The organism is Ekhidna sp. (assembly GCF_963691765.1).
In the GTDB taxonomy this organism is placed as follows: Bacteria; Bacteroidota; Bacteroidia; order Cytophagales; family Cyclobacteriaceae; genus Ekhidna.
This window is the reverse complement of the sequence record NZ_OY829375.1, coordinates 2,191,321-2,204,505: the sequence shown is the minus strand read 5'-3', so window position 1 is coordinate 2,204,505 and position 13,185 is coordinate 2,191,321. Positions and strand designations below refer to the sequence as shown.

12 protein-coding genes are annotated in these 13,185 nt (G+C 38.4%); 4 read left to right on the top strand and 8 right to left on the bottom strand.

The window, feature by feature from the left end; all coding sequences use genetic code 11:
• Positions 1 to 6: 6 nt before the first annotated feature.
• The 3 genes from ACY650_RS09995 to ACY650_RS09985 form a co-directional block, all read right to left on the bottom strand.
• Positions 7 to 999, bottom strand: a complete 993-nt coding sequence (locus ACY650_RS09995; RefSeq protein ID WP_462254293.1) for a CBASS cGAMP-activated phospholipase — start codon at positions 997 to 999, stop codon at positions 7 to 9.
• Positions 1,000 to 1,377: 378 nt separating this feature from the next.
• Positions 1,378 to 2,985 carry a hypothetical protein gene (locus tag ACY650_RS09990; RefSeq protein ID WP_462254291.1) on the bottom strand — a complete coding sequence of 536 codons (1,608 nt, stop codon included), beginning with the start codon at positions 2,983 to 2,985 and terminating at the stop codon, positions 1,378 to 1,380.
• A 78-nt stretch (positions 2,986 to 3,063) separates the two neighbouring features.
• Complete coding sequence (locus tag ACY650_RS09985; RefSeq protein WP_462254289.1) at positions 3,064 to 3,813, bottom strand: TMEM175 family protein; 750 nt, start codon at positions 3,811 to 3,813, stop codon at positions 3,064 to 3,066.
• A 125-nt stretch (positions 3,814 to 3,938) separates the two neighbouring features.
• Here ACY650_RS09985 and ACY650_RS09980 point away from each other — a divergent pair, with 125 nt between their 5' ends.
• The 4 genes from ACY650_RS09980 to ACY650_RS09965 all read left to right on the top strand — a co-directional run bounded on the left by ACY650_RS09980 (position 3,939) and on the right by ACY650_RS09965 (position 10,272).
• The gene (locus tag ACY650_RS09980; RefSeq protein WP_462254287.1) at positions 3,939 to 5,069 is read left to right on the top strand and encodes a DUF2911 domain-containing protein; all 1,131 of its coding nucleotides are present in this window, start codon (positions 3,939 to 3,941) and stop codon (positions 5,067 to 5,069) included.
• 107 nt (positions 5,070 to 5,176) lie between these two features.
• Entirely contained in the window at positions 5,177 to 6,319 is a 1,143-nt protein-coding gene (locus ACY650_RS09975) for a hypothetical protein (protein WP_462254285.1), read from the top strand.
• Positions 6,316 to 7,470 (top strand): hypothetical protein, encoded by a 1,155-nt coding sequence (locus tag ACY650_RS09970; RefSeq protein WP_462254283.1) that lies wholly within the window; start codon positions 6,316 to 6,318, stop codon positions 7,468 to 7,470. The genes ACY650_RS09975 and ACY650_RS09970 overlap by 4 nt, the downstream gene beginning before the upstream one ends.
• Positions 7,471 to 7,710: 240 nt before the next feature.
• On the top strand, positions 7,711 to 10,272 hold the full coding sequence (locus tag ACY650_RS09965) for a WG repeat-containing protein (RefSeq protein ID WP_462254282.1): 2,562 nt from the start codon (positions 7,711 to 7,713) through the stop codon (positions 10,270 to 10,272).
• Here ACY650_RS09965 and coaE read toward each other — a convergent pair.
• From coaE to ACY650_RS09940, 5 genes are all read right to left on the bottom strand, one after another.
• The gene (gene coaE / locus ACY650_RS09960; protein ID WP_462254280.1) at positions 10,258 to 10,857 is read right to left on the bottom strand and encodes a dephospho-CoA kinase; all 600 of its coding nucleotides are present in this window, start codon (positions 10,855 to 10,857) and stop codon (positions 10,258 to 10,260) included. The genes ACY650_RS09965 and coaE overlap by 15 nt on opposite strands.
• The gene (locus tag ACY650_RS09955; protein WP_462254278.1) at positions 10,847 to 11,773 is read right to left on the bottom strand and encodes a YbbR-like domain-containing protein; all 927 of its coding nucleotides are present in this window, start codon (positions 11,771 to 11,773) and stop codon (positions 10,847 to 10,849) included. Before ACY650_RS09955 ends, coaE begins: the two co-directional genes overlap by 11 nt.
• A gap of 18 nt (positions 11,774 to 11,791) precedes the next feature.
• The gene (yajC, locus tag ACY650_RS09950; RefSeq protein WP_462254276.1) at positions 11,792 to 12,115 is read right to left on the bottom strand and encodes a preprotein translocase subunit YajC; all 324 of its coding nucleotides are present in this window, start codon (positions 12,113 to 12,115) and stop codon (positions 11,792 to 11,794) included.
• Positions 12,116 to 12,201: 86 nt separating this feature from the next.
• On the bottom strand, positions 12,202 to 12,741 hold the full coding sequence (locus tag ACY650_RS09945; protein WP_462254274.1) for a DUF1573 domain-containing protein: 540 nt from the start codon (positions 12,739 to 12,741) through the stop codon (positions 12,202 to 12,204).
• Positions 12,742 to 12,883: 142 nt separating this feature from the next.
• A complete protein-coding gene (locus ACY650_RS09940; RefSeq protein ID WP_462254272.1) occupies positions 12,884 to 13,180 on the bottom strand; it encodes a YtxH domain-containing protein in 297 nt (98 codons plus the stop codon).
• Positions 13,181 to 13,185: the final 5 nt, after the last annotated feature.

Genomic DNA, 13,185 nt, shown 5'->3' with positions numbered 1-13,185 from the left:
TGATAATCATATCCCCAACCACTCCTCAATCTTCCCCTTGTTTACTTCAAAAAGCTGCTGGCCGAAAGCTTTGAGCTTGGCCATATTTTCCTGAGTTGCACAATCCATGTCTGGATCAATATTTGTATCCTCCATGTCTCCATCTATGCGTAGGTATTGATCTGGATTATCAATAGTACCATAGATTTTATCCAGCTGGTAATGGGCAACCTCAGAGGCTCCTGACATCATTATGTCTATTACAGGCTGAACCCATTCGGCCATTCCCCATTTCTTCGCCTTTTTATACGGATAAGATTTCTGTGTATAACCAGTTCCAATTGAAAGGATTTTCATGTCTTTGGCGGAGGCCTCTTCACCTTCTATTTTGAAGATATTTCGGCCTTCTGCATACGCGACAAGTGCTGGATTATTGACAAAAACACCCCCATCAATTAGTGCAAAATCGGTCCCTTTTTCTGATTTAATTTGCTCACACTCAAAATAGGTTGGCGCAGCTGAGGTTGCTCTTGCTACATCTCGTACTTTGAAGTTGCAGTCGATATCCTTCTGTGCTTTATGCTGACCAAAGAAATGACCCTTTCTATTTGCAATGTCATAGGATGTAATGATGCACGGCTTGAGAAGGTCTTTCAGCCATACATCTCCAAAATATTCTTTCAAAGCTTTCTCGATTCCATCGGCAGGATATTTCTCATCAAGTATGCCTCCAGCGGTTCGCACCTTATGAAAAAAAGGCACATCGAAAATATCTTCGCCCTTTTTGAAGTAAAGACCTACCACCTCTTCAGAAGTGAATTTCGGTGTATTGGGTGTATTTAGATCCTCTAGAAGAAAAGCACATGCTAGAATACCTCCGGTGCTAGTACCAGCAACTAAGTCAAAGTCATCAGCGACTTTTACTCCAAAAGCTCGTTCTATTTCTACAAGAATCTGCCCAGGGATTATTCCTCTTATTCCTCCTCCATCAATAGATAAGATTTTTTTTAGCGAAGGCATCTTTATAGTTTGATTTGGTGATTACTTAATAAAGTTCACCATCGCTTTTACTAAAAACAATACCTATGTAGGGGTATTTGTAGGAGAATAAGAAGAAACTTATTGGATATTTTAAACATAGGTGATTCCGTTTGCTAAAATATTATCAATTGATAATGAAAGTTTAAGGTTTATTGACTTTTACTTTCTTAAATCCAAAGAATGCTAATAAAAGCGCAAGGGCAACAAATGCTAGTCGGGATAATTTTTTCATAACTGTGGTTTTTTAATTGTTCTATAAAGTTCGCCAGTTATGTAGCTGAATATCAATACCCTAAATGTGGTAATCTTTTAAAAATGCACTTTTTTCGCCGATCAAAATAACAGATATATCGAAAGCTAAAAATGTTGCTCTAAGAAACGATTTGCATTTTCAAAACAAATGCTTCTTGCGACATCTTCTACTTCCTTCTTACTTGTCAGATGATATCGATTTCCATCAAGCACTCTTAACCCTTCTAATTTCTCAACTAAATCATTTTCAAAATCATCAAAGAGAAGTACATTCCCATAATCCTGTGTAGGATCGATATATCCTTCGAAATCTGTGCCCAGCGTAAAGTAGTTCCAACAGGTAGATTTAGTTCCTGCATCAAGGTGATTACTGTCAAGAATAGTATCTACCATCGCTTTCAAATTCTTCCATATCAAATCGATGCTATTGACCTTGTCTTTCTTATCACCTAGAATTCGCTGATCAAAGCAAACCCCAATCAATCCTCCAGTTTTAGCTGCCCATTCGACATCTTCACCACAAGCATTAATATTCCAAGGGTAAAATCCGTCCTTCAGGTCATTATCATTCTCTTTAGAAGCATAATCAATCGTCTCTTGCAATGTCTTCCAGCCACTGTATCCAACGTGGCTTAAGATCACAGGTATCGTATCCCCATTTGATTGGGCTTTGTCAACCACTTGTTCGTAGTACCATTTTCTTGTCAGTGCGGAAGTATGTTTCAAGTCGATTAGAATACGCCTTCCTAAAGAGGGGTCTTTTTGCAGTAAATCATTCAAGCCTAAAAGCCTCTTAACAGCCCTTTCTCCTTCGGGTGTTATATCACCATTTAGCCCTTCAGATTGATCAGACAAGATTCTAAGTGCGTCGGGAAAACTGTGGGCATGCCCACCCAAAAAATTATTGAAATGATGGGCGAAGGTTACAAAAAAAACTGGCTTTGACCATTGCTTTATTTCCATGATTCGATCCTCCACCTTATCTAAGTTGGTATCTGTTCCTAAAGCATGCATGCCCTCAATTGTCAACACCATAGCTATTTCGTTTTTATCCAATGTTGTTTTTACTTCAGCATAATCTGAACAAACAACATATGTTCCGGTAGCATCCAACGATTCGGGATATTTCTTGCGCATTTTCCTTTTGCTTTTGAACAATCGTTTAATACCCGGTATGAAAATTTCATTTTTTGTAAGCTCCGAACTTTTATTCATGAGAAAATCGCGCTCCTTGATTAACTCATCATAGTAATCATACTTCCGAGATATGAAATACTTTATTCTTCGGATTGGCATTCGCATGAGCAATGATTGCAAAAAGGCTCTTGCAATTTTAAGTACCGTAGTCCCACCAGTAGCAAAAGCAAATAATGCTTGAAACCATGCAATCGGATTTAGAAATCCTAGCCCAGACGTTGCGAGAACATCTAAAATTCTGATGAGCTTATTTTGATCAATCTCACCGCCTCGATAAAATCCTTTTTCAAATGGGTATAGTGATGCAAAAACTAATTTGGTTTCTCCATTCCATAGCTTTACCGGATCGCATTGAGAATAACTGAACGCACGTTTACCCTTCTCTTGTTTTTTAAAATTGCTGAGGACAACATTCCAAGGATTGTACTTCGATGCCCTTTTTTCATACTTAGTATGTCGCATCCAATGAAATGCTCGAGAGTGTGGATGACAATGAATGTCAGCATATTTTTTCATAGCTGGATAGTGAGTAAGTGAAACTTAAAGTTCTTCAATTCACTAATTAAACTCAATACCCTAAACTTGGTAAGTTCACTACCCAAAAAGTTTCTTTGACCTTCTCCTCATTTTCATACCAAAGACGATCATCACTGGTGGATAAAGCATATAAATAAATCCAGCAAAACCAAAGTTGAATGCTCCATGTCCAAAAGGGTGGAAAAATGCTATTATGGTCGAAAAGAAAGGAATTGAGCTCATCAGCAGGTTTTGCCATAAACTTACTTTCGTAGCAAAGCTCTCATATTCATTTAGACCTAGTTCCTCTCTTTTGGAATATGCATGTCTGTATAGCCATGTCATTGCCATAAAAATGAGGGTTGCACCAGCTCCATATGCTGTCATCAATAGCGTCATGTTATCACTATTCATGTTTCCTCCGAAATCGTCCATGAAATTATCTGGCATACCGAATATTAGCCCAGAATAAAGCTCGACAAGAAAACGAGCCAAAAACTTCAGCGGATAGATATAGATGAGAACAAGGAAAAGCAGAAAGGTATTTATTGTGACGGTCTTCGTGTTTTGAAGTCCATATCGTAAGAAAAAAACATAATGCTGATACCATATTACCACGATAAGTACGATACATATAAAGGATGGAAGGATATCTTGAATTGACTTTCTAAGTTGATCAAATGTCTCTGGGACGGTCGAAGAAAGTACAACCAGTGTAAATGCAACCGCAAAAACTGCATCACTAAAAGTTTCTATTCTCGTTTGATCAATTCCCCTGTAGTTAAAGTTTGGATCCAGTCCGACAAGCTTGTCTTTTATGTTCCTCATGATGGTACAATTAGGTACTCAATGATAACCATTCATCTACAAAATAGCCCCTTAGTAGAAAATAAAAAGGCCCTCAATAGGCAAAGCGTTTTGGTTTTTACCGGAAACCAACACTACAATACTATATGAACAACAACAAAAAACTATTTGGAACGCTTGTACTCACATTGATTAGTCTTGTGGGACTAGCGCAATTAAGTGTCCCGCCCGGAGGAGGTAGTCAGCGATCATACGTTAGGCAACACATCGGAGGTGTAGGTACTGTATCAATCGAGTACAGCAGCCCAGGAGCACGTGGCAGAACAATTTATGGTGCGGTTGTACCATACGGATTTAACAATCTTGGTTTTGGATTAAGTTCAGCAGAAAATCCATCTCCATGGCGAGCAGGAGCAGATCAGAATACAACATTTACATTTTCTCATGATGTTAAAATAGGTGGAAAGGAACTCCCAGCGGGAAAATATGGATTTTTTGTAGCTCCAGCACAGGATGGACCATGGACAGTGATTTTTTCAAAAGACAACAACCATTGGGGTAGTTTCTTCTATAAGGAGGAAAACGATGCTATAAGAGTAGAAGCTGAGGCTGAAGATGCCGGCTTTCATGAGTGGCTCACTTACGAATTTATAGACCGACAAAATACTTCAACCACTGTCGCCCTAATTTGGGGAGACAAGAAACTTCCAATCAAAATAGAATTGGCTGACCCTGTTGAAGCCCACATCACTCAATTAAGAGCAGAATTAAATAATCAGCAAGGCTTCAATTTTCAGAACCTAGCAGCAGCTGCGCGCTATGCATCGGGAGTTGGTGAACATGACCAAGCGATACAATGGGCGGATGCTGCTATCAGCGCTCCTTTTGTTGGTCAAAAGAATTGGGGAACAATGTCCACGAAGGCGGCCGTTTTAACCGCTGCAGGCAAGGCTGATGAGGCACAAACAGTAATGGACGAAGCCATTAAACTTCCAGGAGCAAATGCAGGTGCCATACACCAATATGGCAGACAGCTTATAGCTGCCGGCAAAAATGATAAAGCGCTGGAAATCTTTAAGTATAATCAGAAAACTAACAATGGAGCATGGCCAACAAACTATGGCCTTGCAAGAGGATATTCCGCAGTAGGTAACTATAAGCAAGCCCTCAAATATTTACAGCTTGCAAAGAAGAATATACCAGCTGGTGACACAGTCAATGGTCCGATAATAGATCAAAATATCGAGAAACTTAAAAATGGTGAAGACATCAATTAAATATCTTCAGTAAGACAAAAAGCCCACTTCTGGTGGGCTTTTTCATTCTACGTCAACACATTTTAAAAGAAATACGTAAAAATTTATCTCACTAAAAAGAATAACCCATGCGAAAAACAATTACAGTTTTTACTCTGGCACTATTGGCACTCACTACACTTGCCAAGGATCCAGGAATGAAAAAAGGCACTCCAGACATAGTTTCACTATCGGTTTTGGAGTTTAATCAGGATGGAATTTTATTTATCGGTGACTCTAAAGGAGCAAAGATTTATGCTGTAGATCTTGATGATAAAATTGAGAGCGCAAACGACAAAGCTTTAAATGTTATTGATCTTGAAGATAAACTCGCTGCCATGCTTGGTACCACTGCAGACAATATTATGATTCATGATATGGCAGTCAATCCAAAGTCTCAAAACACTTATTTAAGTGTATCACGAGGTAGAGCAAAATGGACTTCAAGATGGGAGACTCCTAATGATTTAGAGGATGCAGACATTCTTATAAAAATTTCTCCTGAAGGCGATATGTCAGAGGCCAAGCTGGAAAATGTAGATTTTTCAAGTATATCAATTCCAAATCCAGTAGATCCAAGCATTCAGCATCGTTGGAAAAAAGGTGCTACCCTTCGATCCGATGCAATAACAGACATTGCCTTTGACGATGGGAAAATTTATGTGTCAGGTCTTTCTAATGAAGAATTTAGAGCGGCAATGTGGACGTCTGCATATCCCTTTAAAAAAGATGTAAACGCGAATACGTTAGAAATTTATCATGGAGCACATGGAAAATGGGAAACAGCATCTCCAGTAAGGGCCTTCTTGCCTTACGAAATCAATGATAAAAAGCAGTTATTAGCAGCTTACTTATGTACGCCACTAGTTACCATTGATGCCGACAAGTTGGAAAACGACAAACATGTAAAAGGAAGAACTGTTGCTGAATTTGGCTCTGGTAATTTCCCAATCGATATGGTTCTTTATCAAAATAAAGGGAAAGACTACATTCTAATGTCTAACAGTGCGCTACCTCTTCTACTTTTCGATCCAGCAGATGTTGCAGCATACAAAGGAGAGATAACGGAAGAAGTAGAGGGATATCTTGCAGGAGTAAAGTACACACCTCGCTCAGGAACAGGAGTCCAGCAACTTGCTGACTATAATTCAAAATTTATTCTTGCTACTCAACGTTTACCAAACGGCAAGCTTGTGTTAACTTCACTACCAAAAGAGTGGCTTTATCCATGAAAAAAATATTACCAGCATTTTTTAAAGGAGGCACTTTCGGTCTCCTTTATTTTTTATTATCGATCAATGTTTCCATTGGTCAGAGTTTCTTCTCTGCGCAGACTTTACCTAAAACTGCCAATTACGGATCAATTACTACACGTTTAGTGCCTGAAGACATCGTCAAACTTATTCAGGATCATAGTTTCACTTTTGAAGAATGGTCATCATTCTATTACATAAGGACAAATCCGAATAACCCTCCAGTCATTGGAGAATATACAATCGTAGATAACCACCTAAGATTTACACCTAAATTTTTACCAGATCCAAACATTCGATATCTGGTAACATTTTCTTATCCTAATTTGGCCAAGGTACTATCTAGTCGAATTACTGAGCAAGCAGTGTATAGTGATGTAGTGTCATTTGAACCGCCAAAAACAACTCAACCAGAAATAGTATCGGTAACGCCTAACTTAGAAATCGTTCCTGCCAACTTACTGCGGTTTTACGTGCACTTTTCTTCTCCTATGGGAATAGAGAACCCTTATGACTTTATTACCATCGAAGATAAAAATGGGAACGCGTTGGTAGAGCCCTTCGTTGAAGTTCCAGAAGGTCTTTGGAACATCGACCGCACACGACTAACACTCCTGTTGCATCCAGGCAGAATCAAACAAGGAGTAGGCCCAAATATGACAGAAGGTGATATCCTCCGAGCAGGAAATGTCTATACTTTGAAGATTGATTCAAAGTGGAAAGGAGCAAGCGGTGAAGCCTTAAAAGAAAGTTTTAGTCGATCAATCAATGCATCAAATACGCTCAAAAAAGCAATCAATGTTAACCTGTGGGCGCTTAAAGCAGTACAGAATCAGGTAGGGATTCTCACGATCGTAACCGATCACCCGCTTGACCAGCCTCTTGCAAAGCGCATGCTCTACATAATGAATAAAGATGGGAAAATATTGCCATCCCAAGTAGAATTTACTAGCCCAGAGGAACTTAAAGTATTGTGGCGACCTGACGGCTCCAAAGAACTGGAACTCCATATTGATCATCGACTTGAAGATGTTTGTGGAAATACTCCTTTGTACGCATTCGACCTGGAGGAAAATACACGAAGAGAATCAGAGGGAGAGATAATGCTGACATTTAAGATAAGCGAATAGGACAAAAAAAGGGAGCACCTTTGTACTCCCATAGCCGATCCCAATGTGCTGGTTGGATCGAACTTCGATCCGACTTATCGTCGAATCTAATCACCGCCTAATTTACTCGCCTGTAAATGTAGACAGCTAATATAACCAATAAATAGCATTTTTTTAGCCACTCTACAGGATTTTATTCTTGAAAGTTTTGTCCACAAATTACCTAGCTGAGATCGTCCTTCTTGCGTTAATTTGCCAATAATGATCAAACTGATAGCTTTTTATCTGATAATCTTAAATCTTGCTTTTTTTGGAGCGCTAGATCGCATTCAAAAAGCAATAGAGAAGAAAGAGTATGAAAAAGCACTCGAGCTTATCGCTAAAAGTTATGAAAAAGAGCCTACCAACCCTGGGGTTGATTACTATCATAGCATAATACTTTTTGATAGCACATACGCTAAGTACCATCTGGACAGTGCGCGTATTCTAGCAGAAAACTCGCTATTAAAATTCGAAAACGCTTCTCCAGATATAATAGAAGAAATAAACGAAGATGGTATTACCCTCGAAAAACTAAGGAATTTACATGAGCAAGTGCGAGATCGATCTTTTAAAAACACTTTAGATAGTTTAAGCATAGCAAGTGCTATCTCATTTCAAAAGCGGTTTCCAAATTCCATTTACGAAAGTAATCTCAAGTATAAAGTTGATAGTATGGAATTTAGGATCGCTAGATTAGCAAGAACGCAAGAAGCACTGCTTGCATACATCAAAGATCATCCAGCATCACAATTCAATCTTAAGGCAGACTCTATCCTCGATGACATGAGATACTCCGTCTTAGAGAATACCGGTGATTTAGAAGCATTCATGTCATTTCACGCGAAGTACCCAACGACAAGACATAAAAATAAAGTTGAGCGATTTATCTTAAAAGCATCAACAGCATCTCATACCGAAGAAGACTATGAGAATTTTATCCGGCTTGCCTCTAATACTTATCTGAAGAAAAAAGCCGCTGATGTCCTTTATTATCAGTCTAACAAAGGCAACACCAGTCTACATCCTTTGAAGGACTCCTTAAATCTGATATCTCCATTTCACAAGACTGAATTATATCCCGTAATTCAAAATGGACTTTTCGGATTTTACGATAGGGATGGTGAAAAAACCATCTCGCACAAATACTTAAGTACACTCGATTTATATAAATGTGGCCTTACAAAAGATGACTGGGTATTTGTAAAAACTTCTAATACAGGACAACTACTTACAAAAAGAGGTAATGTAATTGTTAGTTCTGCTGGTGATTATCGAAGTGTGAGTGAAGATACAGGCCTGCTACTTCAAGATGGAAAATGGTATCTGTATCATAAAAGTGGATTTAAAATATTAGAAGATCATATTGATGAGGCAGCAGTAATCGATGATCGATGGATAAAGGTGAAGAAAGATAATAAGTGGGGTTTAGTAAGCTTTATGGGTCTTTTCGTCGCGGAGATCATATATGATGACATATATAAACTAGAATCTTTCTGGGTCTTCGAAAAAAACAATCGGCTGGCTGTTTACACAGATGAACTAATCTTAGATGAAATAGAAGATAGAGGCATTTCGCTTGAATTTAAATTTGATGACATTGAGTTGGTAGATGAAAATGCATTAATTGGTTTTCGTGATGAAAAGGAATGTTTATTAGATTCAACACTTAAATTTTTAATCCCTTGGGGGAACTATGAAATATATCCTGAGTCGTCTGGATGGTATCTCAGATCACCTGACGGTTTTCGGTTATACAATGAAACCGAGGAAGATCTAATAGATAAGAACTTTCCATATTTAGAATCAAATGAGGGTTGGCTAGCACTTAAGACTGAAAAGGATTGGATGCTTGTGCCTAAACACGACGGACTTTCACCTACATTTTCGCACGACTCAGTAAGGCTATTAAGTAAGCATGTTGCGATTATTTTCGATGGTGAAAATGGAAGACTTCAATTTTCTTCAGGAAAAGAAATTTCTATAGAGGATAGGCAGATTCGGACTTTCCAAAACCGACCCCAATATGTGAGTTTGATAGACGGATCTAATACAACCATTTATGACAAACTTGGTAATGAGATCATTTCAGGAAAATTCGACAATTCTATTTTTCTCAACGATTCACTAATCCGAGTGCAGGTCAAAGGCAAACAAGGACTAATACATGCAAAAGGTGATTGGATATTAAACCCTGTTTTTGATACCATAGATGAGAAAGATGGATTGGTTCTAACTCTGATAGACGGAAAAATTGGATGCTATGACCCTCAAATAAATGAATTGATAAAAACAGAATATGAGGCTAGAATAGAGAGAATTGGAAAATTTTATCTAGCAAAGAAAGATGGAAAATTTGGAGTCATAAATCATGTGAAAGAAGTGGTAATACCTTTTGATTACGATGAAATCAAGCAGTGGAATGACACCTCATACCTAACCAGAAATTCAAATGAATTTTTGATTATCAATCAACAAGAAGAAGCGGTTTACGAACCGATAGAAAGTGTAAATACGGTAATCAGTAGTGATACTCATTCTATTTACAGGTTTGTTAAAAACGGGAAATATGGATTATTGAGTAGTCGATATGGTGAGCTGCTGGAACCAGAATTCACCGATATTTTCAATATTGGGTCAAAAGAAAATCCCCTAATTTTTGCTGATCAACACTTGGACAAAGCTGGATTTCATGTGGTAAGCTATGTGAGCGAAAAAGGTGAGCTGATACTTTCTAAAGCATATACCAAAGATGAGTTTGATAAGATTTTATGTGATGACTAGTCTTGAGTACAATTTCATCACCTGTTGAATCAAAGAACTCTTAGCATCATTTACAACTACATAATCGGCAAGACTACTTTTTTCTTCGTCGCTCATTTGCTTTGCAATGATACTCTTTACATCCTCGCGTGACCTATGAGCATCGCGTTTTACCACACGTTCGATTCTAATCTCTTCTGGTGCAGTTACAAGGATTGTCCTATCAAGAGATTTATAAGACCCAGTTTCGAATAATAACGCTGCCTCCTTTAAAAGTAGCGGTGATTTTTGATTGGTTTGAATCCAGTTTTTAAGATCATCAGCTACTACGGGGTGTACCAACTGATTGAGTTTGTTCAACAAGGTATCATCTTTAAAGGCTTTCTGCGCAATAAATTTTCTATCCAAGCCAGTGTCTGTGTAGGCCTCCGAACCAAATAGATTTTTTACACCATCTACCAACTTTTGATTATTAACCATCAGCCACTTTGCCCTATCGTCAGCATAATAGGTAATCGCGCCAAGCGATTCAAGAATTTTACATACTGTAGATTTTCCTGAGCCTATTCCCCCTGTCACACCTATTATGGGAGGCTTATTTTCCATAAGTGATAGACAAAGAGTCCGGGATAGTTTCTACCTCAATAATATTTTCAGGATGATAAATGACGATTGCTGGCGCAATTGAATCATTTTCATTTACAAGATTGTAGTCTACCACTACTTTGAAATCTTCAGAAAAGTACTCTTCCTTCAATTCCTGTTGTACCACAAAGCGAACCGTAATATTGGGATCAGTCACATAGACGGAAGAATCTTCAGGGAAATTTTGAAGCTCTACTACAGTAGCCATCTCCAGTTGATCAAAGCGATCCACTTCAAACTTGACATTAACTGTTGGCGGTGTAGAATAAATATCCCAACCATCTGGAAGACCCAATTTAACAAAGCGATAAAAGTTCTTATCTATATCTTCAGCATCCAGATAAACACTATACTCCTTACCAAGGGTATCTATAAAACTGGAAGGGCCATAAATAAGAGCAGTATCAGGATTCAAAGAAATGGACGATATCATTCGATAGTCCTGATCCATACTTATTTGCAATGAATCGACACGCAAATCTATTTTACGAGATACCTTTCTGTCTATGTCAATATAGAGTGTATCCGTAAATAAAAAGTTGATTCGAAATTCATTGAGCTGATCTGAAACTATTGGCAATATCGTTGGTCTAGTGAGGTATCTTATTGCTGCCGGATTGTCCAGCTCTATAACAATTGGATCACTGCCAAACCAAAAAGAGTCCCGAAAAAGGTCCCAACCTCCACCAGACACATCAATATCAACGTATTCAGGTAGCGGTTTGATAGCAACAAGACTATCCTTATTGTAAACAAATTCTATTGGATATTCGATGCGATAATTATAGTCTTTACCCAAAGCACTAAAAAACCAAAAGGTAGTGGCTCCCAAAAATGAGAGCAACACTACCTTCCAGTTTCCTAAAATCTTGGGCATACCCATTAGACTATATTGTTATTTTTCTTTCTTCTCGCTATTGTCATTGAGCCTTTTGCTCGCTTCCAGCGATATGGATGCTTTTTCTACTAGTAATTTAGTACCTCTATCCACATCGACGAGGACAGTAGTGTCTGATACCTCTACGATTTTACCGTGAATACCACCTACGGTAACCACCATTTCTCCCTTCTTAATTTCCTCTAAGTATTTCTTAGTTTCCTTTTGCTTTCGCTGTTGTGGACGAATGAAAAAGAAATAGAAGATAGCAATCATACCTATTATTGGTAGAAACGAGGTGAAATCGCTGCCTCCTCCTGCTTGTAGTAAAACTGTGTTCATGTTGTAAATTCAAATAAAAAAACCCCTGACATTCCAAATTGGAAATCAGGGGCAATGTTAATAAAAATTGAAGTGCAAAGTGGGAATTACTGCCCCTCCTTCACAACGTTCGCTTTAATCTGTACTCTTTGTGTAGTTGGCCACGTGTTAGTTGTAAGCGTTACAGTCTTAGTTTGAACACCTGGCTTGTTTTTACTGTTGAATCTAACTTTGATTTGTCCTGCTTCGCCAACAGCGATAGGAGTCTTTGGCCATTCTGGCACTGTACATCCGCATGTAGCTTTCGCATCCGATATAATAAGTGGTGCCTCTCCATTGTTTACAAATGAGAATACGTGCTCTACAACATCACCATCTTTGATTGTACCAAAATCGTGAAGTTTTTCTTCGAACTGAATCGCTGGAAGAGGTCCTTCAGGCTTTGTAGCCGGCGTAGCCGCTGCTGGTGTTGGGTTGTTTACAGCTATCGGCTGCGCAGTTGGATTAGCTCTTGCTACACCACCCTTACCTTCAAGGGCAGCTACTTTTCCTTCCAACTTTGTAATTCTAGATTCTAATTCACTATTGCCACAGCCAACCATTCCAGCTGCCACAATCACTCCTAGTAAGATCTTTGCTATTTTCATGTGTTTACTCGTTTATTTTAATTTCACACGGAAATCGCATGTCGAATGCCATGCTCATTTCACTACTCTACTAAATTTTAAAGGAATACAAATCTAAGGAACATTCAGTTTCAATCTTCCTAATGAAATGTTAATGAGGTGTTTAGTTTTTCTTAATCTGACTAATTAAACCATTTACGTCATCCAGTAGACGTTCGGCTTTGTCTTTTGCGTCCTTAACAATTTTCTCACCTTGATTCTTGGCATCATTGTCAAATACGTCTTTGCCATCAGTTACATCCTTCACGAAACCTTCCAATTGCTTCTTAAGCTTATCAAGCTGATAAGTCAACTTATCTCGTGTATTTGTGCCTTTGTCTGGAGCATATAATATGCCTAATACGCCTCCTGTGACTACTCCTAAAAGAAATGCAAAAAAAGAACCACCTGACTTACTCATGATGT